Genomic DNA, 22,045 nt, shown 5'->3' with positions numbered 1-22,045 from the left:
CGTGATCCTGTGGCAAGGGAGCTTGCTCCCGCTCGGCGGCGCAGCCGTCGTAACACCAACAGTTGCGTTGCTTGTTGGAGAAAAAACGATGGCCGCTTCGCGCCCAAGCGGGAGCAAGCTCCCTCGCCACAAAAGGTTGGTGGGTTAGAAGAGTCGAGCGAGCAGGGCGGTGACGGCGGTTTCGACGCGCAGGATGCGCTCGCCCAGTTGCACCGGTTGCAGGCCGGATTTGGCCAGCAAATCGATTTCGTAGGGAATCCAGCCACCTTCGGGGCCGATGGCCAGGGTCACCGGTTCGCTCAGCGCGCGTGGGCAGGGCGGGAAATTGCCGGGATGGCCGACCAGGCCGAGGGTGCCCTCGGTGATCGCTGGCAGTCGATCTTCAACGAAGGGCTTGAAGCGCTTCTCGATGATGATCTCGGGCAACACGGTATCGCGAGCCTGTTCAAGACCGAGAATCAACTGCTCACGAATCGCCTCAGGCTCTAGGAACGGCGTCTGCCAGAAGCTTTTCTCGACGCGATAGCTGTTGACCAGAATCACCTTTGCCACGCCCATGGTTGCCACGGTCTGGAATACCCGGCGGAGCATTTTTGGCCGCGGCAGGGCCAGCACCAGGGTCAGCGGCAGCTTGGTCGGTGGCGGTTGATCGAGGCTGACGCGCAGCTCGGCTTCGCCGGCATCAAGGCGCAATAATTCAGCCGAGCCCATCAGGCCGTTGATACGCCCGACGCGCAGGCTGTCACCGACCTGCGAACGGTGAACCTCCTGCATATGGGTCAGGCGGCGATCACGCAGCACCACCCGGTCGGCCGCAATGAAGTCGGCCTCTTCGAGCAACAGCAGGTTCATGCCTGGGTCGCTGGCGGCTGGTCGTTGTGATCGTCGGCCGGGTCTTCGTCCGGGCGTTCGCGTTTGCTGATCAAGCCGCCGAACAGAATGCCGATTTCAAACAGCATCCACATCGGTACCGCCAGCAGGGTCTGCGAGAAGATGTCCGGCGGGGTGAGGATCATGCCGACCACGAAGCAGCCGATGATCACGTACGGACGGATCTTCTTCAGGTAGGCCACATCGACCACGCCGATCCACACCAGCAGTACCACGGCCACCGGGATTTCAAACGCCACGCCGAAGGCGAAGAACAGCGTCATGACGAAATCGAGGTAGCTGGCGATGTCGGTCATCATTTCCACGCCGGCCGGGGTGGCGGCGGCGAAGAATTTGAAGATCAGCGGGAATACGAAGTAATAGGCGAACGCCATGCCGGTGTAGAACAGCAGGATGCTGGACACCAGTAGCGGCACCGCGATGCGCTTTTCATGCTTGTACAGGCCCGGCGCGATGAAGCCCCAGATCTGATGCAGGATCACCGGGATCGCGAGAAACAGCGAAACCATCATAGTCAGCTTCAGCGGCGTCAGGAACGGCGACGACACATCGGTGGCGATCATCGTCGCGCCGACCGGCAGGTACTGGCGCAGCGGCGTCGAGACGAAGGTGTAGATCTGCTGGGTGAAGGCGAACAACCCGGCAAAAATGATGAAGATCGCCGCCACACAACGCAGCAGGCGAGTGCGCAACTCGGTGAGGTGCGAAACCAGCGGCATGTGCTGGTCGTTTTCGGGGAGATCGCTCATGGGGCTCGCGGCGGCAGTGTAGGGTCTTTAGGCGCTGGTGCAGTCGGCGCGGCGGTCGGGGCTACGTGTTCAACCGAGGTTTCAGCAGGAATCGCGTCGGTCGCCGCAACAACGGGAGCCGCTGCGGGAGGCGTCGTCGGCGCATGAATCGTCGGCTCTGCCACTGGCTGCACAGGCGTTGGCTCCTGGTGAACCGGGGTGAAAATCTTCCGTGCCTCCTGTTCCAGCGACAGAATGTGCTCGTTGTGCAGTTGCCGACGAATTTCGTCGGCACCGATCTCACGTTCAACTTCCTGTTTGATCGCGTTGAAGCTGCGCTTCAGCCGGCCGACCCACAGCCCGGCGGTGCGCGCAGCGCCCGGCAGACGCTCGGGGCCCAGCACCAGCAGGGCGACGAGGCCGACGAGCAGCAGTTCAGAGAAGCTGATACCAAACATTAGTCAGTGCTCACACGTCTTTGCGGATCGGCTCTTCGACTTTCTGCGCCTGCACGTCGATGGTGTGCGGCGGGTTGGCCTGAGCGGTGGTTTGCGGCTGCACCGGTGGCACAGGTTGCGCCGGAGGGGTCACGCTCGGCTCGGCCGGTTTTTCGTCATCGTTCATGGCTTTGCGAAAGCCCTTGATCGACTCGCCCACGTCGGTGCCGAGGTTTTTCAGTTTCTTGGTGCCGAACACCAGCACCACGACTACCAGAATGACGACCCAGTGTTTCCAGTCAAAAATGCCCATGTGGCGGTTCCTCTCAAATAGTTGTTCAGGCGGACGGACGCGAGGCTTTCTCGACGTGTCCGGACAGGCCGAAGCGACGGTCCAGTTCATCCAGGACGGCCTGCGGATGCTGCCCCAGTTGGGCGAGCATGACCATGCTGTGGAACCACAGGTCAGCGGTCTCGTAGATCACGTCGCTGCAGTCGCCGCTGATGGCAGCGTCCTTGGCGGCAATAATGGTTTCGACCGACTCTTCGCCGACTTTCTCCAGAATCTTGTTCAGCCCCTTGTGGTACAGGCTGGCGACATACGAACTGTCGGCGGCTGCGCCTTTGCGCTCCTCGAGCACTTCGGCCAGACGGGTGAGCGTGTCACTCATGCTTGTGTCCTGCGCTATAGATGGCGTGCGGGTCTTTCAGTACCGGGTCGACCGTTTTCCAGTCGCCGTTTTCGAAGACACGGTAAAAGCAGCTTTGACGGCCGGTATGGCAAGCGATGTCGCCGATCTGTTCAACCATCAGGATGATCACGTCGGCATCACAGTCCAGCCGCATCTCATGCAGGGTCTGCACATGACCGGACTCTTCGCCCTTGCGCCACAGCTTGCCACGCGAACGTGACCAGTAGATTGCACGATTCTCTGCGGCTGTCAGTTCCAGCGCTTCGCGGTTCATCCAGGCCATCATCAACACGCGCCCGGTCTTGTGATCCTGGGCAATCGCCGGCACCAGGCCGTCAGCGTCCCACTTGATCTCGTCCAGCCAGTTCTTCATCTTCAGTTCCTGAAGCAGCTGCAAGCTATAAGCTTCAAGCTGCAAGTAAGGGCAGTGTCGCGTTTTGCCTGTCGGGCGGTTCAAGTCGCCGCCCCGTCGCTTGAGGCTTGCAGCTTATAACTTGCAGCTCAAACCTGCTATCGGCGAACGACCAGATACAAGCCGACCGCCACCATGATACCCGCAGGCCAATGCGCCCAATCGGTCAACGGACCACCCGCGGCGAGGATCGCGCCCCCGGCCAGATGGGCGCAGCCGAGCAAGCGCAAGAACCAGTCGTCCTTGCGTTTGTGCCACGGTGGCGGCGGGTCTTTGGCGTGGGGTTGCGACATGCGTTCGAGCAGGTCGCGGGCCATGTTGGCCAGGTGCGGCAATTGTTCGAACTGGCTCTGCACGTTGCCGATCAAGGCTTTCGGGCTGACGCGCTCGCGCATCCAGCGCTCCAGAAACGGCTGCGCGGTGTTCCACAGATCCAGATCCGGGTACAGCTGACGACCGAGGCCTTCGATGTTCAGCAGGGTCTTTTGCAGCAGCACCAACTGCGGCTGCACTTCCATGTTGAAGCGCCGCGCGGTCTGGAACAGGCGCATCAGCACCTGGCCAAATGAAATATCTTTTAACGGTTTTTCGAAGATCGGTTCGCAGACAGTCCGGATTGCCGCTTCGAATTCGTTGAGCTTCGTTTCCGCCGGCACCCAGCCCGAATCGATGTGCAACTGCGCCACACGGCGGTAGTCACGCTTGAAGAAGGCAAACAGGTTGCGCGCCAGATAGTCCTGATCTTCAGGCGTCAGGCTGCCGACGATGCCGCAGTCGATCGCAATATATTGCGGGCTCCACGGATTGACGGTGCTGACGAAGATGTTGCCCGGGTGCATGTCGGCGTGGAAGAAACTGTCGCGGAAGACTTGGGTGAAGAAGATTTCGACGCCGCGCTCGGCGAGCATTTTCATGTCGGTGCGCTGGTCGGCGAGGGTCGCCAGATCAGTGACCTGGACCCCGTAGATGCGCTCCATCACCAGCACTTTCGGCCGGCACCAGTCCCAATAGACTTGCGGCACGTACAGCAACTGCGAACCTTCGAAGTTGCGGCGCAACTGGCTGGCGTTGGCTGCCTCGCGCAAAAGATCGAGTTCGTCGTAGATGGTTTTTTCATAGTCCTGCACCACATCGACCGGGTGCAGCAGGCGCGCATCGGCGGAGAACTTCTCGGCAGCGCGGGCGAGGATGAACAGCCACGCCAGATCCTGGGCGATGATCGGCTTCAGTCCCGGGCGGATGACCTTGACCACCACTTCTTCGCCGCTTTTCAGTTGCGCCGCATGCACTTGCGCCACCGAGGCCGAGGCCAGCGGTTCAACGTCGAAACGGCTGAACACTTCGCTGATTTTTTTGCCCAGTTGCTCTTCGATCAGTTTGATCGATAGCTGAGAGTCGAAGGGCGGCACGCGGTCCTGCAGCAGCATCAGCTCATCGGCGATGTCTTCCGGCAGCAGGTCGCGGCGGGTCGAGAGAATCTGCCCGAACTTGATGAAGATCGGCCCCAGATCCTGCAACGCCAAACGCAAACGCGCACCCCGGTTCAGTTCCAGTGGCTTGCGCGGCAGCCAGCGCCACGGCAGCAGAAAGCGCACGGCCAGGAGAAACCAGGGCAGCGGCAGGTCGAACAGCAGGTCATCGAGGCGGTAGCGGATCACGACGGACTGGATGCGCAACAAACGGCGGACGGCGAGCAGCTTCATGCGTTATCGCTTGGGTCGAGGGATCGGGAAAGGCGCTCGAAACGCGCCTCGAGACGTTCCAGATCGAGTTTGATCCGGTCCAGTTCGCTGAACCGCGCTTCGGCTTCGCGCTGCCCGACGAGGGTGCGCGACTCTTCGGCGAGGTATTCGGCGAGGTTCTGGTTGAGGCTGGCAAATCCTTGTCGATACCAGCGTGCGCGGCTGCGCAAATGGCCGCCGAGCAATGGCGTGGCGACCGGGCCGAGCCAGCGCGAGAGTTCGTACTCCCAGTCCAGCTCAAGGTCCTGCAGTACGCCGGCCAGCTCCAGCAACACGCCGCTGTCGCCATCGAGCTCGACTTCCGGGGCATGCAGCACCGCGGTCTTGTCTTTGCTCAAGGCCAGTTTCAGCAGGCTGGAGGCGGGCGCCCGCAGGGTGCAATCGACGTTCGCTGCCCACTGTGAAGCGAGCATCAGGCCTTCGTCACTCGGCAAAATATACAGTTGCAGCGCCGGGCTGCGGCAATCGACGGCAATCACTTTGCCAGTCAAGTGCGCCAGCCGCGGCAGCGCCGTGCTGTCGAGACGCAGCACCCGGTTGAGGCCGAGTTCAACGCTGGCGAGCAGCCCGGTAAGCAACATCAGGGCTTGATGCCGCGGTGCAGGGCGACAATGCCTGCGGTCATGTTGTGATAGGTCACGCGGTCGAAACCGGCGTCGACCATCATCGACTTCAGGGTTTCCTGATTGGGGTGCATGCGGATCGATTCGGCCAGGTAGCGATAGCTTTCCGAGTCATTGGTGATCAGCTTGCCCATCAGCGGCATGAAGGCAAACGAGTAGGCGTCGTAGGCCTTCGACATCAGTGCGTTGGTCGGCTTGGAGAATTCCAGCACCAGCAGACGTCCGCCGGGTTTGAGTACGCGCAGCATCGAACGCAGGGCGTCTTCCTTGTGCGTCACGTTGCGCAGGCCGAAGGCGATGGTCACGCAATCGAAATGGTTGTCCGGGAATGGCAGTTTTTCCGCGTCGGCCTGGACGAATTCGACATTGCCGGCGACACCCAGATCGAGCAGGCGATCACGTCCGACCTTGAGCATCGATTCGTTGATGTCGGCGAGTACCACCTGGCCGGTCGGGCCAACGAGGTGGGAGAACTTGCGAGTCAGGTCGCCGGTGCCGCCGGCGATGTCGAGCACGCGGTTACCGCTGCGCACGCCCGACAGTTCGATCGCGAAACGCTTCCACAAACGGTGCATGCCGCCCGACAGAAGGTCGTTCATCAGGTCGTATTTGGCGGCTACCGAATGGAAAACCTCAGCGACTTTTTCCGCTTTCTGGCTTTCCGGAACGTTTTTGAAACCGAAGTGCGTGGTGGGTTCGGCATCGCTGCCTTTGCGCTGATCAGTCATATCGCTGTCACCAAAAGAGAATGCGCGACATTCTAATCCCCAAGCCATGCTTTGTCTTGGAGTGGCTAAAGGTAAGATGGTCGACCTTCGGGACGATTTGCCGCAGCCGCGGTCAAGATTTACCGACAGATACTCATCAATCAGGAGTCATCCAATGGCCAAAATCAGTGTTGAGCGTGCGCACAGCCTGGGCAAGGAAGCCGCCCGCGAGAAAGCCGAAAAACTCGCCGCAAAGCTGAAAGATCAGTACGGCCTGGAGCCGCAATGGTCGGGCGACACCCTCAACCTCAAACGTTCGGGCGTGAAAGGTGAAGTGCACGTGGCGGACGATTCGATCAAGGTCGACGTCGAGCTGGGCCTGATGATGTCGGCCATGAGCGGCATGATCAAAGCCGAGATCGAGAAAGCCCTCGACAAAGCTCTGGCCTGAGTCCCTTGTGCAACGCGATCCCCTGTAGGAGTGAGCCTGCTCGCGATAGCGGTCTGTCAGGCGACATCATTTTTGACTGATACACCGCTATCGCGAGCAGGCTCACTCCTACATTTGTTTTTGTGGTGCTCCCGCTGGTTAGGGTGCCCTTTCTAATTTTTCGACCTACTTTGTGCCTCAGCCCGACACGTTCGCGGGCAGTTCCTCAATCCTTCTGCGCGTGAGGTGCACCATGGCCAAAGTTATTCTGAAGAAAAAAATCGACGCTCCGACCTCCACTGTAAGCGACGTCAAATCCTATGCCCGCAAGATCTGGCTGGCAGGCCTGGGGGCCTACGCCAAGGTCGGGCAAGAGGGCAGCGAGTACTTTCAGGAGCTGATCAAGGCCGGTCAAGCGGTTGAAAAGAAAGGCAAAAAAGCCGTCACCGAAAAACTCGTCGCAGCCAATGCCGAGATCGATGAAGCCGCCACTCAGGTCAGTTCGTTCAAAGGTCGCGTCGAGGTGCAACTGGACAAGGTCGAGAAGGCCTTCGACAACCGTGTGGCAAGCGCCTTGAATCGTATCGGCATTCCGTCTAAACATGACGTTGAGACACTCTCTGCTAAGCTCGATGAGCTGACGGCATTGCTCGAACGCGTCGCGCGTAAATCTTAAGGAGAACGGGATGGCTGGTAAAAAGAACACCGATAAAGAAGGCAGCTCGTGGATCGGGAAGGTCGAAGACTACTCCCGAAAAATCTGGCTGGCGGGTTTAGGCGTGTACTCGAAGATCGACTCTGACGGCACCAAGCTCTTCGATGCATTGGTCAAAGACGGCGAGAAAGCCGAGAAACTCACCAAGTCCGCCGTCGGCAAGAAAGTCGAGGACTCGACGACATCGGCCAAGTCGCGCATCAGCGGCGTGAAAGACCGCGCCCTGGGCAAGTGGGACGAGCTGGAGGGGGCTTTCGACAAGCGCCTGAACAGCGCGATCTCGCGCCTTGGCGTACCGAGCCGCAACGAGGTCAAGGCACTCAATGCCAAGGTCGACACGCTGACCAGACAGATCGAAAAACTCACCGGTCTGAAAGCGCAGCCTGTGGCGGCGAAAACCGCTGCGGCAAAACCGGCCACAAAAACGGCAGCGGTCAAACCTGCGGCGAAAACCGCAGTCAAGCCGTTGGCCAAAGCGGTGGCTAAACCTGCTGTGAAAGTGGCGGCCAAGCCGGCGGCCAAAACTGCCGCTGCCAAGCCTGCGGTCAAGGCTGCAGCCAAACCGGCCGCAGCCAAAACCGCTGCGAAACCGGCCGCTAAACCTGCGGCTAAAACTGCAGCGAAACCAGCGGCCAAGCCAGCAGTGAAAACCGCGGCCGCCAAGCCTGCTGCGAAGCCTGCAGCGAAATCGGCTGCGGCGAAAAAACCTGCTGTGAAAAAGCCGGCCGCGCCGAAAACCGCTGCGCCGAAACCGGCCGCCACGCCATCGGCTGCTCCGACAGCGGCGGCCAGCGCGTCGAACTCCGTTTCGGCTCCGACCCCGGCGGCTACCCCGACTGCAACTTCGACACCGTCGACGCCAACCAGTCAGTCCTGACGCTTCAGAGCAAAACAAAACGCCCGGCCTGTGAAGGTCGGGCGTTTTTCGTGCATCTCACTATCACCGCAAATCCCTGTGGGAGCGAGCTTGCTCGCGAAGGCGTCCGTTCAGGCAATTGAGTTGCCGGATGACATACCGAATGCGGTATGTCATCCGGCAACTCAATTGCCTGAACGGACGCCTTCGCGAGCAAGCTCGCTCCCACATTGGATAATCATCGCAACGTAGTACCGCTCAGTCGTGATCCTCAAGATATTGCAGCGCCATCCGCTCAGTCGCCACCTTGACCGGCGGCAGCAGATGCGGTGCCACCAGCATCATGATCTGGTACACCACCAGCCTGACTTCCCCCGCACGGTGGAGAATTCGTTGGTAGTCCAGGGAGAACAGCAACGTCAACGTGATCTGCTCGACCAGTTGGCCCAATGCCTGAGTATCGCTGACCAACTGCCCGGAAGCCTTCAACCTTGCCAGCAACGACGCCAGCGTCCTCTTCAACGCATTGAGCAAATGGCGGATGCCCTTGGCCAGTTTCGGCAAGCGTCCGGCGAGGTTTGACAGGTCCTGAAACAGGAAGCGGTACTGCGCCAGCCGCTCGACGATCAAATGCAGAAACAGCCAGTAGTCCTCCGGCGCCAGTTCGACCTCGGGCGGCGGGTCGAGCAACGGCGTCAGTTCCAGTTGAAAGCGTTCGAACAGACCGAGAATCAGCGGCTCCTTGCCATGAAAGTGGTAGTAGAGGTTGCCCGGGCTGATGCCCATTTCGTTAGCCACTTCCATGGTGGAGACGTTCGGCTCGCCCTTTTCGTTGAACAGTTGCAAAGCACATTCGAGAATCCGGTCGCGGGTTTTCATCCAGTCTTCTTAGAAAATTCGCTTGAGCGTCAGCGCACATGCACGTAAGTGCCGGGCGCAGCCTCCATCGGTGGATAGTTCGGGTTGCCGAGGGTCATCCGGGTTTCCTGTTGCGCGCCCGAGCGCTGCTGTACCCATTCCAGCCATTGCGGCCACCAGCTGCCGTCGACGTGTCTGGCATCGTAGTACCAGGCCCGCGGATCGCTGCTCAGCTTGCCGTTCTCGACGTACGCGGCTTTTGCATTGTTCGGCGGGTTGAGGATGCTCTGCACGTGGCCGCTGTTGGACAGCACAAAGCGGCGGTCGCCGCCGAGCAGCAGGGTCGAGCGGTACACCGCGTCCCACGGCGTGATGTGGTCGTTCATGCCGGCGACGCTGAAGCTGTCGACAGTGACCTTCTGCAGATCGATCGGGGTGCCGCAGACCTCCAGGCCGCCCGGATGGGTCAGTGGGTTGTGCTTGAAGAAGTCCAGCAGATCGCCATGAAACGCCGCGGGCAGGCGGGTGTTGTCATTGTTCCAGTAAAGAATGTCGAAGGCCGGCGGCTCTTTGCCCAGCAGGTAGTTGTTGACGAAATAGCTCCAGATCAGGTCGTTGGGGCGCATCCAGGCAAACACCTTGGCCATGTCGCGACCGTCGAGCACGCCCTTCTGGTAAGAGCGACGCTTGGCGGCTTCGAGGGTTTGTTCGTCGGCAAACAGCGTGGCCGGCGTTTCGATCTGGCTGTCGAGCAGGCTGACCAGATAAGTGGCACTGGCGACGCGACGCAGTTGCCGTTTGGCCTGCAGATGCCCTTGCAGGGCGGCGATGGTCAGGCCTCCGGCACAGGCGCCCATCAGGTTGACCTCGCGCGCGCCGGTAATCGCCCGGCAGATGTTCATCGCTTCCTCCACCGCTTCGACGTAGCTCGACAGGCCCCACTCACGGTGTCGCACATCGGGATTGCGCCAGCTGATCATGAATGTCTGCAGACCGTTTTTCAGGGCGTACTGGACGAAGCTGTTGTGCGGGCTCAGGTCAAAAATGTAGTACTTGTTGATTTGCGGCGGCACCACCAGCAGCGGCTTGGCGTACTGCTTTTCGCTCATCGGTCGGTACTGGATCAGCTCGAGCAGTTCGTTGCGAAACACCACGGCCCCGGGGGTGGTCGCGACCGTTTTGCCGACCTCGAAAGCCTGTCGTGTCACCTGCCTCGGCAGACCATCATTGTGCAGCAAGTCATCGAACAGATGGCTGAGGCCACGGACCAGGCTGTGGCCGCCTGAATTGAACAGCTCCTTGACCGCCAATGGGTTGAGCAGCGTGTTGGACGGCGCGACGGCATCGTTGAGCAGAGTGAAGGCGAAGTGCGCACGGGCACGGTCGTCAGGGTTCATGTCGCTGTCGTCGATCCAGCTTTTCACTTGCTTCTGCCAGGCCAGATACGCTTGCAGGCTGCGCCGGTAAAACGGGTTCAGGCTCCAGGCCGGATCGGCAAAGCGGCTGTCGTTCGGGTTGGTCGGGTGCAGGGTTTCGCCGAGCAGCACGCGGCCCAGTTGGCCGCCAAGTTTCAACGCATGCCTGGCACTGTGGACCGGGTTGCGCAGGCCATGGGCAGCAACGCTGCGCAAAGTCGAGAGCAGATCCCGACCGCGCAGGCCGGCGATCGCACTTTGTGCGTTGATGAACACGGCGGGGCTGGGCACCACGCCCGTCGCTGGTTTGTCACGCATGACTCAACACTCCTTCGTCTTCAGGCCAAAAACAAACGCGCCGAACCAGAACACCATAGACGCTGTTGCGGGTTGCTGCCTGCGCGGCGTCCTGCCGCGCTGGCGTGTAAAACGTCCTGCATAAAGCCTGCCGCAGCGGTTATCCGCCCAGCGATGTCGGATGCGGGTGCATCACGGCGCGTTGCCGCTCCTCCTGGAGAAATTTCATGATGATCGGCGCCACTGCTTCGGCGCGGGTGATCAGGAACAAGTGACCGTCGTCGATGACGTGCAATTGCGCATTGGGAATGCGCCAGGCAAGCAAGCGCATGTTGATCAGCGGAATCAGCGGATCGTCATCGCCGGCCAGCACCAGCGTCGGCTGATGGATCTTGTGCAGCCAGTGGATGCTGGTCCAGCCCAGGCCTGCGAACAGTTGCCAGTAGTAACCGAGCTTGCCCGCCGAGCGCACTTTTGCCGCGTGGCTGGCCGCCAGGGTCGGATCGCGGCGGAACGAGCCGCCGTAGATCAACGGCGCGATGCGGATCACGTGGGACGGTTGGATATAGCGCCGCGGACTCGCCATCATCCACAGCACCTTCGGCTTGCCCGGCACCATCACCGCGCCGGCGGCAGTCGCGGCCAACACCAGTTTCTTGCAGCGCTCGGGGTAGTCGTAGGCAAACTGCTGCGCCAGCGCGCCGCCCCACGACACACCGATCACGTTGACCTGGCCATAATCGAGGTAGTCGAGCATGCGTGCCGTCAGCTTGGCCAGCCCGGGAAAACGATACGGCCGATTCGGTGTCGACGATCCGCCGACACCGGGCACGTCGAAGGCGATCACTTCCAGATCCGGGTCCAGCGCCGCGACAAACGGAAACACCAGCTCCAGGTTGGCGCCGATGCCGTTGAAAATCAGCAAGGGCGTCAAGTGCGGCTTGCCCGGGCGTACCGCCGTGCGGAGGGTCTGGCCATCCAGATCGACGGTGCGGAATATGAACGGTTGCGGCATGGGTCAAACCCTTCGGGTCAGTTGGGAGCAGTTGCAAGCCGCAAGCTTCAAGCCGAACCCGTTCAGCCTGTCGCTTGCAGCTTGAAGCTTGCCGCTATCTCTCATGTACGTAAGTGCCTGGCGCAGCCTCGCCCGCCGGGTATGCCTTGTTGCCCAGTTTCGTCGGGGCCTTTTTCAGGTTGCCCGAGCGTTCGGCCAGCCAGGCTTGCCAGTGCAGCCACCAGGAGTCGGTGTGTTTGGTCGAGTTCTCCTGCCAGTCATCGGCCGTCGCGGCCATTTCTTCACCGGTCATGTAGCGCGATTTCGGATTGCCCGGCGGGTTGAGAATGCTCTGGATATGGCCGCTGCTCGACAGCACAAATTCAACTTTTCCGCCAAACAGCTGCGCCGACTTGTAGCAGGACTTCCACGGTGTGATGTGATCGTTGGTGCCGGCCAGCGAGAAGATGTCGGCAGTGACCTGCTTGAGGTCGATCGGCGTGCCGCACACTTCCAGTGCATTGGGGCGAATCAGTGGGTTGTTTTTGAACATCTCGATCAGGTCGCCGTGGAATGCCGCTGGCAGGCGCGTGGTGTCGTTGTTCCAGAACAGGATGTCGAAGACCGGCGGCTCGTTGCCGAGCAGGTAGTTGTTGACCCAGTAATTCCAGATCAGGTCGTTGGGGCGCATCCAGGCGAAGACCTTGGCCATGTCCTTGCCTTCGAGCACGCCGGCCTGATACGAGTGGCGCTTGGCGGTCTCCAGGGTTTGCTCATCGACAAACAGCGCGACGTCGCTGTCCAGCGTCGTGTCGAGCACACTGACCAGCAACGTAAGGGCATTGACCTTGTTCTCGCCCAGCGCCGCGTAGTGGCCGAGCAGGGCGGTGCAGGTGATGCCGCCAGAGCAGGCACCGAGCATGTTCACGTCTTTGCTGCCGGTAATTGCGCTGACCACGTCGACGGCTTCTTTCAGCGCCTCGATATAGGTCGACAGGCCCCACTCGCGCTGGGCCTTGGTCGGATTGCGCCAACTGACGATGAACGTCGGCACGTTGTTGCGCAGGCAGAAGCGCGCCAGGCTCTTGTCCGGGCTCAGGTCGAAAACGTAGAACTTGTTGATCTGCGGCGGCACCACGAGCAACGGCCGCTCGTGGACCTGCTCGGTGATCGGTCGGTACTGGATCAGTTCCAGCACATCGTTGCGAAACACCACCGCGCCTTCGGTCACGCCCAGGCTCTTGCCGACCTCGAACGCGCCCATGTTGACCTGGCTCGGCATGCCGCCGTTATGCACCAGATCCTTGGCCAGATGCGAGAGGCCGTCGAGCAGGCTTTTACCGCCGGTTTCGAAGAAGCGTTTGACCGCTGCCGGGTTGGCGGCGGTATTGGTCGGGGCCATGGCTTCGGTCATCAGATTGATGACGAAGTGCCCGCGAGCAATGTCTTTCGGTGACAGGCTGCTGTCATCGATCCAGGCGTGGAGTTCCTTGCGCCAGGCCAGATAGGTTTGCAGGTAACGTTTATAGAGCGGGTTCTGGCTCCACGCCGGATCGGCAAAGCGGCGGTCATCGCCGGCCGGTTGCAGAGCCGATTTGCCGAGCAGCACATTCTTCAGCTCGAGGCCGAAATGGGTCACGTGCCTGACGCTATGGATCGGTTGTCTGATGGCCTGTTTGAGCACCATGCGAGCAGAGGCCAGCAGATCCTTTCCGCGCAGCCCGACGACGGGATTAAGCCCCAGGGTGTTTTCCGAGGCTTGGTACTTCAGGTCATCGTTATTCTTGTTACTCATCTACGACGCTCCATTGTCCTGAGACGAGTACCCGGTGTGCGCTGTCGGTTCCACAGCCAATGCCGGGTACTGCTGCTCGGGTGACCGTTGATTCTGCATAGCTGCTTTACAGGCTTAGAGCACTGCAGGGAACTTGCCAGCTCCATTGGTTACCCGAGTTTAATTTTTTTCGCAAGCGGCCCATCCTGGGCCGTATGAGCGCAGCATTCAAACAGATGAAATTAGAAAATGCCCTCTAAAGAGCAAGAGCCACGGCCTAGAGCATCAGCTTGACGAATGACTCGTTCGGGTCGCGGGACTTTCCGGCGGCGCGCAGCTCGGCCAGATAATCGTCCCAGAGTTCGTTCTGGCGTTTGCCGAGTTCGTAGAGGTATTCCCAAGTGAACAGGCCACTGTCATGCCCGTCATCGAAGGTCAGTTTCAGTGCGTAGTTGCCGGCCGGTTCCAGCTTGCTCAAACCCACGTTGAGCTTGCCGAATTGCAGGATCGGTTTGCCGTGGCCCTGGACCTCGGCGGAGGGAGAATGCACGCGTAGAAATTCGGCGGGCAGGGTGAATTCCTCACCGGACGCGTAGGTCAGCGTCAGGGTTTTCGAGGCTTTGTGCAGTTTGATGTCGGTGGGAATCATGAAAACAGCCTTCAGCTGCAAGCAACAAGCCGCAAGCTTAACTCAGCTCGCAGCTCGCAGCTTGTAGCTTGTAGCTTGTAGCTTGTAGCTTGTAGCTTGTAGCTTGTAGCTTGTAGCTTGTAGCTTGTAGCTTGCAGCTTTACAGAATGTAGCGGGACAGGTCTTCGTTCTGCGCCAATTCGCCGAGGTGGCTGTTGACGTACTCGGCGTCGATCAGGATCGGCGTGTCGTCATGGGCGCTGGCCAGATCGCCGGCACTGAACGACACCTCTTCGAGCAGACGCTCAAGCAATGTGTGCAGGCGACGGGCACCGATGTTCTCGGTCTTCTCGTTGACCTGCCAGGCGATCTCCGCCAGACGCTTGATGCCCTCGGGCTGGAACTGGATGTTCAGGCCCTCGGTTTTCAACAGCGCACAGTATTGCTCGGTGAGCGAGGCGTGCGGTTCGCTGAGGATGCGTTCGAAGTCTTCCGGGCTCAGCGCCTTGAGTTCGACGCGGATCGGCAGACGACCTTGCAGCTCCGGCACCAGATCGCTCGGCTTGCTCAGGTGGAACGCACCGGAGGCGATGAACAGGATGTGGTCGGTCTTGACCATGCCCAGTTTGGTATTCACGGTGCAGCCTTCGATCAGCGGCAGCAAATCGCGCTGTACGCCCTCACGGGAGACATCGGCACCGCCGACGTTGCCGCGCTTGGCGACCTTGTCGATCTCGTCGATGAACACAATGCCGTGCTGCTCGACGGCTTCCAGCGCCTTGGCTTTGAGCTCTTCTTCGTTGACCAGGCGCCCGGCCTCTTCGTCGCGGACCAGCTTCAGTGCTTCCTTGACCTTGAGCTTGCGCGACTTCTTCTTGCCCTTGCCCATGTTGGCAAACAGCGACTGCAGCTGGTTGGTCATTTCTTCCATGCCCGGCGGCGTGGCGATTTCGATGCCGGACACTTCAGCGACTTCGATTTCGATTTCCTTGTCATCCAGCTGACCTTCGCGCAGGCGCTTGCGGAACAGCTGGCGGGTGTTGGAATCGGAGCTCGGCGCTTCTTCATTACTGAAGCCCATGCGTGCCGGCGGCAGCAGCGCGTCGAGGATGCGGTCTTCGGCGGCGTCTTCGGCGCGGTGGCGCACGCGGGTCATTTCCTGCTCGCGAAGCATCTTGATCGCAGCGTCAGCCAAATCACGAATGATCGATTCGACGTCACGGCCGACGTAACCGACTTCGGTGAACTTGGTCGCTTCGACCTTGATGAACGGTGCGTTGGCCAGTTTCGCCAGGCGCCGGGCGATCTCGGTTTTACCGACACCGGTCGGGCCGATCATCAGGATGTTTTTCGGGGTCACCTCAACGCGCAGCTCTTCAGGCAGTTGCATGCGGCGCCAGCGGTTGCGCAGGGCGATCGCGACGGCGCGCTTGGCATCGTCCTGGCCGATGATGTGGCGGTTGAGTTCGTGGACGATTTCGCGGGGAGTCATGGACATAATAATTGGCGGTCCTCAAGCAGAAACAAGCCGTGGCACATTGGCCGCAACAGGCTTATTCAGCGAGATCCTGCTCCTCAATGGTCTGGGTGTGGTTGGTGAATACGCAGATGTCGCCGGCGATGCCGAGGGCGGTTTCGACGATTTCGCGAGCCGACAGGTCGGTCTTTTTCAACAGCGCGCTGGCCGCCGCCTGTGCGTAGGCGCCGCCGGAGCCCATGGCGATCAGGCCATCTTCGGGTTCGACCACGTCACCGTTGCCGGTGATGATCAGCGAGGCGTCTTTATTGGCGACCGCGAGCATGGCTTCGAGGCGGCTCAGGGAGCGGTCGGTGCGCCATTCTTTGGCGAGTTCGACAGCGGCGCGGACCAGGTGGCCCTGATGTTTTTCAAGCTGGCCTTCGAAACGTTCGAACAGGGTGAAGGCGTCGGCAGTGGCCCCGGCGAAACCGGCGATGACCTGGCCGTGGTACAGGCGACGGACTTTTTTCGCGTTGCCTTTCATCACGGTGTTGCCGAGAGAAACCTGGCCGTCGCCGCCCATGACGACTTTGCCGTGGCGGCGGACTGAAACGATGGTGGTCAAGGGAAGAGTCTCCACACAGCTGGGCGAAAGTGCCTTATGCCCATTCATATGGGGGTGGTGACAGGGATTTCAACCATGGCGCGGCAGAGGGGACGAGCGGTGTGGTGAGGGGATGCAAGTCCCTGTGGCGAGGGAGCTTGCTCCCGCTCGGCTGCACAGCAGTCGCAAATTCAGCGGATGCGGTCTGTCTGATGCCCGAATTCACAGGGTTTAGGGGCGCTTCGCACCCCAGTGGGAGCAAGCTCCCTCGCCACAGCAAGCTCCCTCGCCACAGTCAGCGGCTCTGGCGTTGTTGTAACAACAGGTTGCTGAAGCCTGCACCGGCCAGTTGTTTCTGCGCCGTGGTCAGTTGTTCACGGTTGCTGAAAGGCCCGACCAGAACGCGATACCAGGTCTCGTCCTTGACGGTGCCGGACTCTACCGCCACCGTTTGGCCGAGCAGAATGATCTGCGCACGGACCTTGTCAGCATCCGTCTCCTTGCGGAACGAACCGGCCTGAAGGAAGAACTTGGTCACCGGCGCCGCTTTGCTCACCGGCGGCGCGGGTGGCGGGGTGATCCCGGCCAGGGCTGCCTGAGCCCGTGCAGTATCGATCTTCGCTGCTTCGGCCGGGGTCACTGGCGTGGTCGGGATCGCCGGCACTTGTGGCGTCGGCAGGGTTTTCTCCGGCACGGCGTCCGGCGGTACGATCACTTCCGATTCCGGCAGCAAGGTGTAGAAGTCATACTTCGGCTTGACCGGTTGCGTCGGACTCGGCGGGGTCTTGTTGGCCTCGGCGATCTTCGACGCTTTCTGCTGCTGCTCGACCTTCTCGCGCTTGACGGTATCGCTGCCCTTGCCCGGTTCCAGTTTCATCAGAAACACGATGAACGCACCGACGGTCAGGCCGATGGCCATCCACAGCCAGCCCGGAATCGGTTGTTTCGCAGGTGCCTGATAGCGGCTGGCGCCGCGTTTGGGTGCAGGTTTTTTCTTGGCGGCCAACTTACATACGCTCCAGAGTTTCCAGACCCAACAGCTCCAGGCCTTGCTTGAGGGTGCGACCGGTCAGTGCGGCCAGGCGCAGGCGGCTCTGCATTTGCGCCGGGGTCTCGGCGGCGAGGATCGGGCAGTTCTCGTAGAAGCTGGAGAACAGGCCGGCAACGTCATACAGGTAGGTGCAGAGAATGTGCGGCGTGCCTTTCTCGGCAACGCTGTTGAGCACTTCGCCGAACTGCGCCAGTTTCGCCGCCAGTTCGTGCTCGTGTTCTGCTTCGAGAACGATCTGTCCCTCGACTTCGCTGAAATCCTTGCCCAGTTTGCGGAACACGCCGGCCACCCGGGTGTAGGCATACAGCAGGTACGGTGCGGTGTTGCCTTCGAAATTGAGCATCAGGTCGAAGTTGAAGCTGTAGTCGCTGGTGCGATGCTTGGACAGGTCGGCGTATTTCACCGCGCCGATGCCGACGACCTTAGCGATGTTGCGCAATTCGTCTTCGGCCAGGGTCGGGTTTTTCTCTTTCACCAGGCTGTAGGCGCGCTCCTGCGCTTCGGTCAGCAGGTCGATCAGCTTCACGGTGCCGCCGTCACGGGTCTTGAACGGACGGCCATCGGCGCCGTTCATGGTGCCGAAACCCATGTGTTCCATTTCCATCGGATGGGTGACGAAACCGGCCTTGCGCGCCACGGCGAACACTTGCTGGAAGTGCAGGGCCTGACGCTGGTCGACGAAATACAGCGCACGATCGGCCTTCAGCTTGCCGCTGCGGTAGCGCACGGCGGCGAGGTCAGTGGTGGCGTACAGGTAACCGCCGTCAGCCTTGACGATGATCACCGGCAGCGGGTCGCCGTCGGCATTCTTGAACTCATCGAGGAACACGCACTGGGCGCCGTTGCTCTCAACCAGCATGCCCGCGGCCTTGAGGTCGTTGACCACGTTGATCAGATCGTCGTTGTAGGCGCTTTCGCCCATGACGTCGGCCATGGTCAGTTTGACGTTGAGCAGTTCGTAGATCTTCTGGCAGTGCGACAGCGAGATGTCCTTGAACCGGGTCCACAGCGCCAGGCATTCGGCATCGCCGGCCTGCAGCTTGACCACCAGGCCACGGGCGCGGTCGGCGAATTCTTCGGATTCGTCGAAACGCTGCTTGGCGGCGCGGTAGAAGTTTTCCAGATCGGACAGCTCGTCGCTGGTGATCGGGTTTTCCTGCAGGTACGCCATCAACATGCCGAACTGGGTGCCCCAGTCGCCAACGTGGTTCTGGCGGATCACGTCGTCGCCGAGGAATTCGAGTACGCGCGCCACACCGTCGCCGATGATGGTCGAGCGCAAGTGGCCAACGTGCATCTCTTTCGCCAGGTTCGGTGCCGACAGGTCGACCACGGTGCGCTGCGCCGGGCCGGCCTTGCGCACGCCGACATGGGCATCCGCGAGGGCGGCGTCGAGGCGCGCGGCCAGGGCCTGGGTATTCTGGAAGAAGTTGATGAAGCCCGGGCCGGCGATCTCGGCCTTGGTGACGTTTTCGTCAGCCGGCAGCGCGGCGATGATTTTTTCCGCCAGATCACGTGGCTTCATGCCCGCAGGTTTGGCCAGCATCATTGCGATGTTGCTGGCGAAGTCGCCGTGGGTCTTGTCGCGGGCGTTCTCCACCTGAATCGCCGGCGACAGGCCTTCAGGCAACACACCTTCGTTGACGAGTTGGGTGAGGGCTTGCTGGATCAGCTGGCGAATGGTGTCTTTCATGGTCTTCTCTTTCGACCGCAAGCGCGGCGGGCGCATCGGTGCGCGGGTGGAAAAACTGGGCATTATCCGTTGCGAAGACGGGCTTGCCAACCTTAGCAGGCAGCTTATGGACTTGTGGTGACAAATTGCCCTGTGGCGAGGGAGCTTGCTCCCGCTCGACTGCGAAGCAGTCGTAAAAAAGTAAGCTGCAGATATAAGGCCAGATTGCCAAGCCTGATATCAGGAGCGCTTCGCGCCCCAGCGGGAGCAAGCTCCCTCGCCACAGGTCAGCTCAATACAAATCCACCGGATCGACATCCAGCGACCAGCGCACCGCCCGCCCGCTCGGCATCTGTTCCAGCACCAGCAGCCAACTCGCCAGCAACCGGTGCAGCGGTGCCCGCGCCGACGCCTGCAACAATAGCTGCGCACGATAGCGCCCGGCGCGGCGTTCCATCGGCGCCGGCACCGGTCCGAGCAACTCGATCGCGCTCAGATTCAGCTCGGCCAGCAAACGCTCGGCCGCGCTGCACGCTTCATCGAGAAAGCCCTCCGCCTGCCCCGGCTTGTGTGCTTCGGCGCGCAGCAGCGCCAGATGCGCAAACGGCGGCAGCCCGGCGGCACGGCGCTCGCTCAGCGCTTGCTCGGCAAAGGCGAAATAGCCCTGCTCGGTCAGTTGCACCAATAAAGGGTGATCGGCCAGATGCGTCTGGATGATGACTTTGCCCGGCTCTTCCGCCCGTCCGGCGCGCCCGGCGACCTGCACGATCAACTGCGCCATGCGCTCGCTGGCGCGGAAGTCGCCGGAAAACAGGCCGCCGTCAGCATCCAGAATCGACACCAGCGTCACCCGTGGAAAATGGTGCCCCTTGGCCAGCATCTGCGTGCCGACCAGAATGCATGGCTGGCCTTTCTGGATGGTCGCGAACAGCTGATTCATCGCGTCTTTGCGCGAGGTGCTGTCGCGATCGACGCGCAGCACCGGGTAATCGGGAAACAGAATCGCCAGGCGTTCCTCGGCGCGCTCGGTACCGGCGCCCACCGGCCGCAGATCGACCTTGTTGCACTTCGGACACTGGCGCGGCGTGCGCTCGACATAGCCGCAGTGGTGGCAGCGCAGTTCGCCGTAGCGCTGATGCACGGTCATGCGCGCATCGCAACGCGAGCACTCGGACATCCAGCCGCAATCGTGGCAGAGCAGGGTCGGGGCAAATCCGCGTCGGTTGAGAAACACCAGTACTTGCTGGCCATTGGCGAGGGTCTGGCCGATGGCTTGCTGCATCGGCCCGGAAATGCCGCTGTCCAGCGGCCGGCTTTTCACATCCAGACGCAGGAAGCGCGGTTGTTTGGCGCCGCCAGCGCGCTCGTTCAGGCGCAGCAGGCCGTAGCGCCCGGTGTAGGCGTTGTGCAGGCTTTCCAGTGACGGCGTCGCTGAGCCAAGTACGATCGGGATATTTTCCTGCCGCGCGCGCACCAACGCCAGATCGCGGGCGTGGTAGCGCAAACCTTCCTGCTGTTTATAGGAGCCATCGTGCTCTTCATCGATGATGATCAGCCCGGGTTTTTTCATCGGCGTGAACAGTGCCGAACGGGTGCCGATAATAATGTCGGCCTCGCCATCGCGGGCGGCAAGCCAGGCTTCAAGGCGTTCGCGATCATTGACCGCCGAGTGCAGCAGGGCGATGCGCGCATTGAAACGCTGCTCGAAGCGCGCCAGGGTCTGCGGTCCGAGGTTGATCTCCGGGATCAGCACCAGCGCCTGCTTGCCGGCCTCGAGGGTTTCGCGGATCAGCTGCAAATAGACTTCGGTCTTGCCGCTGCCGGTTACCCCAGCCAGCAGAAACGCGTGATAGCTGTCGAAGCCGGCGCGAATAGCTTCATACGCCGCACGTTGTTCACTGTTGAGCGGCAGTTCCGGTTGCGCCAGCCAATGTTCATGGCGCGTGCCGGGCGCGTGCCGGCGAATTTCTACCTGCACCAGCCCCTTGTCCAGCAGCAGATCGAGGCTGTCCTTGCTCAACATCAGTTTGCTCAGCAACTGATGAGCCACGCCGTGGGGGTGCTGGGCCAGCGTGGTCAGGGCTTCACGCTGGCGCGGCGCACGGGCGACTCGCGGGTCGTCGACGCTGGCGCCGGGGGCAATCGACCAGAAACGTTCCTGCCGGGCCTCGGCCAGCTCGCCCTGACGCAGCAGCACCGGCAGCGCCCAGTTCAAGGTGTCGCCGAGGCTGTGCTGGTAATACTGCGAGGTCCACAGGCACAGCTTGAACAGCGCCGGCGGCAGCGGTGAAGTCGCGTCGAGCAGGGCCAGGGCCGGCTTGAGTTTTTCCACCGGCACTTCGCTGGTATCGGTGACCTCGACCAGAATCCCGATCATCTCGCGCCGCCCGAACGGCACCCGCAGGCGCATGCCCGGCTGCAATTGCTCGCGCCGCACGCCGGCCGGCGCCCGGTAGTCGAACAGGCGGCGCAGGGGCGAAGGCAGGGCGAGGCGCAAAATGGCGTCGGGCACGCGGGGGGATCTCTATAAACGGGCGGTATGGCTAGGCACATAACCTTGTAGGAGTGAGCCTGCTCGCGATAGCGGTCTGTCATTCAACATTTATGTCGTCTGAAATACCGCTATCGCGAGCAGGCTCACTCCTACAAGGGAATCGCGTATTGGGCCGGGAGCCTAGCAGACGGTCGGTCTCGGTGACAGCTTGCGTGATCGAAAAGGTCTGGTAGAATCCGCGGCCTAATTACGTGCGGTATTCAACAATAGTGTTGGGTGGCGGCACGCTAGCCTGAGGAAGACACCATGAAAGCCGATATCCATCCGAACTACCCGGAAATTGCTGTTACCTGCAGCTGCGGTAACAAGTTCGAAACTCGTTCGACCTTCGGCAAAGCCCTGTCGATCGACGTTTGCAACGAATGCCACCCGTTCTACACCGGTAAGCAGAAGACTCTGGACACCGGCGGTCGTGTGCAGAAGTTCGCAGACCGTTTCGGCGCTTTCGGCAAAGTTGCTCCAAAAGCCTGAGGCTGATCATTTTGGAAAGTCGTCTCGACTTCTCC

24 protein-coding genes are annotated in these 22,045 nt (G+C 61.0%); 5 read left to right on the top strand and 19 right to left on the bottom strand.

The features are described 5' to 3' along the window. Positions 1–144: 144 nt before the first annotated feature. The 9 genes from HU743_RS00630 to ubiE form a co-directional block, all read right to left on the bottom strand. Positions 145–852 (bottom strand): 16S rRNA (uracil(1498)-N(3))-methyltransferase, encoded by a 708-nt coding sequence (locus HU743_RS00630; RefSeq protein ID WP_186646116.1) that lies wholly within the window; start codon positions 850–852, stop codon positions 145–147. Further along, positions 849–1,640, bottom strand: coding sequence for a twin-arginine translocase subunit TatC (gene tatC, locus HU743_RS00625; protein ID WP_186552153.1), 792 nt, complete (start codon positions 1,638–1,640; stop codon positions 849–851). The genes HU743_RS00630 and tatC overlap by 4 nt, the downstream gene beginning before the upstream one ends. Then, positions 1,637–2,077, bottom strand: coding sequence for a Sec-independent protein translocase protein TatB (gene tatB, locus HU743_RS00620; RefSeq protein ID WP_186646114.1), 441 nt, complete (start codon positions 2,075–2,077; stop codon positions 1,637–1,639). Before tatB ends, tatC begins: the two co-directional genes overlap by 4 nt. Before the next feature lie 10 nt (positions 2,078–2,087). After that, positions 2,088–2,369, bottom strand: a complete 282-nt coding sequence (locus tag HU743_RS00615) for a twin-arginine translocase TatA/TatE family subunit (protein ID WP_186552151.1) — start codon at positions 2,367–2,369, stop codon at positions 2,088–2,090. Positions 2,370–2,394: 25 nt separating this feature from the next. After that, on the bottom strand, positions 2,395–2,727 hold the full coding sequence (locus tag HU743_RS00610; protein WP_007909355.1) for a phosphoribosyl-ATP diphosphatase: 333 nt from the start codon (positions 2,725–2,727) through the stop codon (positions 2,395–2,397). Beyond that, complete coding sequence (gene hisI, locus HU743_RS00605; protein ID WP_007909357.1) at positions 2,720–3,121, bottom strand: phosphoribosyl-AMP cyclohydrolase; 402 nt, start codon at positions 3,119–3,121, stop codon at positions 2,720–2,722. The genes HU743_RS00610 and hisI overlap by 8 nt, the downstream gene beginning before the upstream one ends. A gap of 137 nt (positions 3,122–3,258) precedes the next feature. Further along, on the bottom strand, positions 3,259–4,863 hold the full coding sequence (gene ubiB, locus HU743_RS00600) for a ubiquinone biosynthesis regulatory protein kinase UbiB (protein WP_186646112.1): 1,605 nt from the start codon (positions 4,861–4,863) through the stop codon (positions 3,259–3,261). After that, complete coding sequence (locus HU743_RS00595; protein ID WP_186646110.1) at positions 4,860–5,483, bottom strand: SCP2 domain-containing protein; 624 nt, start codon at positions 5,481–5,483, stop codon at positions 4,860–4,862. The genes ubiB and HU743_RS00595 overlap by 4 nt, the downstream gene beginning before the upstream one ends. After that, positions 5,483–6,253, bottom strand: a complete 771-nt coding sequence (gene ubiE, locus HU743_RS00590) for a bifunctional demethylmenaquinone methyltransferase/2-methoxy-6-polyprenyl-1,4-benzoquinol methylase UbiE (protein WP_186531921.1) — start codon at positions 6,251–6,253, stop codon at positions 5,483–5,485. Before ubiE ends, HU743_RS00595 begins: the two co-directional genes overlap by 1 nt. Before the next feature lie 154 nt (positions 6,254–6,407). Between ubiE and HU743_RS00585 the strand changes: the two genes are divergently transcribed. From HU743_RS00585 to HU743_RS00575, 3 genes are all read left to right on the top strand, one after another. Further along, positions 6,408–6,683, top strand: coding sequence for a polyhydroxyalkanoic acid system family protein (locus HU743_RS00585; protein ID WP_186552148.1), 276 nt, complete (start codon positions 6,408–6,410; stop codon positions 6,681–6,683). Between the two features lie 232 nt (positions 6,684–6,915). Beyond that, positions 6,916–7,338, top strand: a complete 423-nt coding sequence (locus HU743_RS00580; protein ID WP_186552147.1) for a phasin family protein — start codon at positions 6,916–6,918, stop codon at positions 7,336–7,338. A gap of 10 nt (positions 7,339–7,348) precedes the next feature. Further along, entirely contained in the window at positions 7,349–8,254 is a 906-nt protein-coding gene (locus HU743_RS00575) for a phasin family protein (protein ID WP_186646108.1), read from the top strand. 237 nt (positions 8,255–8,491) lie between these two features. On the opposite strand, the gene HU743_RS00570 is transcribed toward HU743_RS00575, so the two are convergent. The 9 genes from HU743_RS00570 to argS form a co-directional block, all read right to left on the bottom strand. Then, positions 8,492–9,112, bottom strand: a complete 621-nt coding sequence (locus HU743_RS00570; RefSeq protein ID WP_186646106.1) for a TetR/AcrR family transcriptional regulator — start codon at positions 9,110–9,112, stop codon at positions 8,492–8,494. A gap of 29 nt (positions 9,113–9,141) precedes the next feature. Next, the gene (gene phaC, locus HU743_RS00565; RefSeq protein ID WP_186646104.1) at positions 9,142–10,824 is read right to left on the bottom strand and encodes a class II poly(R)-hydroxyalkanoic acid synthase; all 1,683 of its coding nucleotides are present in this window, start codon (positions 10,822–10,824) and stop codon (positions 9,142–9,144) included. A gap of 139 nt (positions 10,825–10,963) precedes the next feature. Beyond that, complete coding sequence (gene phaZ, locus HU743_RS00560) at positions 10,964–11,818, bottom strand: poly(3-hydroxyalkanoate) depolymerase (RefSeq protein ID WP_186552143.1); 855 nt, start codon at positions 11,816–11,818, stop codon at positions 10,964–10,966. A gap of 94 nt (positions 11,819–11,912) precedes the next feature. Next, a complete protein-coding gene (phaC, locus tag HU743_RS00555) occupies positions 11,913–13,592 on the bottom strand; it encodes a class II poly(R)-hydroxyalkanoic acid synthase (protein ID WP_186552142.1) in 1,680 nt (559 codons plus the stop codon). A 256-nt stretch (positions 13,593–13,848) separates the two neighbouring features. Beyond that, positions 13,849–14,220 carry a DUF971 domain-containing protein gene (locus tag HU743_RS00550; RefSeq protein ID WP_041477560.1) on the bottom strand — a complete coding sequence of 124 codons (372 nt, stop codon included), beginning with the start codon at positions 14,218–14,220 and terminating at the stop codon, positions 13,849–13,851. Between the two features lie 139 nt (positions 14,221–14,359). After that, positions 14,360–15,697, bottom strand: a complete 1,338-nt coding sequence (gene hslU, locus HU743_RS00545) for an ATP-dependent protease ATPase subunit HslU (RefSeq protein ID WP_186552141.1) — start codon at positions 15,695–15,697, stop codon at positions 14,360–14,362. Positions 15,698–15,752: 55 nt separating this feature from the next. Then, positions 15,753–16,283, bottom strand: coding sequence for an ATP-dependent protease subunit HslV (gene hslV, locus HU743_RS00540; RefSeq protein WP_003186641.1), 531 nt, complete (start codon positions 16,281–16,283; stop codon positions 15,753–15,755). A 274-nt stretch (positions 16,284–16,557) separates the two neighbouring features. Then, a complete protein-coding gene (locus tag HU743_RS00535) occupies positions 16,558–17,268 on the bottom strand; it encodes an SPOR domain-containing protein (protein ID WP_186619638.1) in 711 nt (236 codons plus the stop codon). A gap of 1 nt (position 17,269) precedes the next feature. Continuing rightward, positions 17,270–19,006: an arginine--tRNA ligase gene (argS, locus tag HU743_RS00530; RefSeq protein ID WP_186646102.1), complete on the bottom strand. Its 1,737-nt coding sequence runs from the start codon at positions 19,004–19,006 to the stop codon at positions 17,270–17,272. Here argS and HU743_RS27325 point away from each other — a divergent pair. Next, entirely contained in the window at positions 19,005–19,127 is a 123-nt protein-coding gene (locus HU743_RS27325) for a hypothetical protein (RefSeq protein WP_264082125.1), read from the top strand. The genes argS and HU743_RS27325 overlap by 2 nt on opposite strands. Positions 19,128–19,277: 150 nt before the next feature. Here the strand turns inward: HU743_RS27325 and HU743_RS00525 are convergent, their stop codons facing one another. Then, positions 19,278–21,497, bottom strand: coding sequence for a primosomal protein N' (locus HU743_RS00525; protein ID WP_186646100.1), 2,220 nt, complete (start codon positions 21,495–21,497; stop codon positions 19,278–19,280). Positions 21,498–21,785: 288 nt separating this feature from the next. On the opposite strand from HU743_RS00525, the gene rpmE reads away from it, so the two are divergent. Then, complete coding sequence (gene rpmE, locus HU743_RS00520) at positions 21,786–22,010, top strand: 50S ribosomal protein L31 (protein ID WP_186552137.1); 225 nt, start codon at positions 21,786–21,788, stop codon at positions 22,008–22,010. The last annotated feature ends 35 nt before the right edge of the window (positions 22,011–22,045 follow it).

It is taken from the genome of Pseudomonas sp. SWRI99, from assembly GCF_014270125.1.
Classification (GTDB): Bacteria; Pseudomonadota; Gammaproteobacteria; order Pseudomonadales; family Pseudomonadaceae; genus Aquipseudomonas; species Aquipseudomonas hamedanensis.
Note: the sequence above shows the minus strand (reverse complement) of the source record. Positions and strands in the feature narration are given on the sequence as shown.

Excerpts from the sequence above, each read along its gene's own strand:
- HU743_RS00630 (WP_186646116.1), bottom strand. The coding sequence starts at position 852 with ATGAACCTGCTGTTGCTCGAAGAGGCCGACTTCATTGCGGCCGACCGG.
- tatC (WP_186552153.1), bottom strand. The coding sequence starts at position 1,640 with ATGAGCGATCTCCCCGAAAACGACCAGCACATGCCGCTGGTTTCGCAC.
- tatB (WP_186646114.1), bottom strand. The coding sequence starts at position 2,077 with ATGTTTGGTATCAGCTTCTCTGAACTGCTGCTCGTCGGCCTCGTCGCC.
- HU743_RS00615 (WP_186552151.1), bottom strand. The coding sequence starts at position 2,369 with ATGGGCATTTTTGACTGGAAACACTGGGTCGTCATTCTGGTAGTCGTG.
- HU743_RS00610 (WP_007909355.1), bottom strand. The coding sequence starts at position 2,727 with ATGAGTGACACGCTCACCCGTCTGGCCGAAGTGCTCGAGGAGCGCAAA.
- hisI (WP_007909357.1), bottom strand. The coding sequence starts at position 3,121 with ATGAAGAACTGGCTGGACGAGATCAAGTGGGACGCTGACGGCCTGGTG.
- ubiB (WP_186646112.1), bottom strand. The coding sequence starts at position 4,863 with ATGAAGCTGCTCGCCGTCCGCCGTTTGTTGCGCATCCAGTCCGTCGTG.
- HU743_RS00595 (WP_186646110.1), bottom strand. The coding sequence starts at position 5,483 with ATGTTGCTTACCGGGCTGCTCGCCAGCGTTGAACTCGGCCTCAACCGG.
- ubiE (WP_186531921.1), bottom strand. The coding sequence starts at position 6,253 with ATGACTGATCAGCGCAAAGGCAGCGATGCCGAACCCACCACGCACTTC.
- HU743_RS00585 (WP_186552148.1), top strand. The coding sequence starts at position 6,408 with ATGGCCAAAATCAGTGTTGAGCGTGCGCACAGCCTGGGCAAGGAAGCC.
- HU743_RS00580 (WP_186552147.1), top strand. The coding sequence starts at position 6,916 with ATGGCCAAAGTTATTCTGAAGAAAAAAATCGACGCTCCGACCTCCACT.
- HU743_RS00575 (WP_186646108.1), top strand. The coding sequence starts at position 7,349 with ATGGCTGGTAAAAAGAACACCGATAAAGAAGGCAGCTCGTGGATCGGG.
- HU743_RS00570 (WP_186646106.1), bottom strand. The coding sequence starts at position 9,112 with ATGAAAACCCGCGACCGGATTCTCGAATGTGCTTTGCAACTGTTCAAC.
- phaC (WP_186646104.1), bottom strand. The coding sequence starts at position 10,824 with ATGCGTGACAAACCAGCGACGGGCGTGGTGCCCAGCCCCGCCGTGTTC.
- phaZ (WP_186552143.1), bottom strand. The coding sequence starts at position 11,818 with ATGCCGCAACCGTTCATATTCCGCACCGTCGATCTGGATGGCCAGACC.
- phaC (WP_186552142.1), bottom strand. The coding sequence starts at position 13,592 with ATGAGTAACAAGAATAACGATGACCTGAAGTACCAAGCCTCGGAAAAC.
- HU743_RS00550 (WP_041477560.1), bottom strand. The coding sequence starts at position 14,220 with ATGATTCCCACCGACATCAAACTGCACAAAGCCTCGAAAACCCTGACG.
- hslU (WP_186552141.1), bottom strand. The coding sequence starts at position 15,697 with ATGTCCATGACTCCCCGCGAAATCGTCCACGAACTCAACCGCCACATC.
- HU743_RS27325 (WP_264082125.1), top strand. The coding sequence starts at position 19,005 with ATGGTCTTCTCTTTCGACCGCAAGCGCGGCGGGCGCATCGGTGCGCGG.
- argS (WP_186646102.1), bottom strand. The coding sequence starts at position 19,006 with ATGAAAGACACCATTCGCCAGCTGATCCAGCAAGCCCTCACCCAACTC.
- rpmE (WP_186552137.1), top strand. The coding sequence starts at position 21,786 with ATGAAAGCCGATATCCATCCGAACTACCCGGAAATTGCTGTTACCTGC.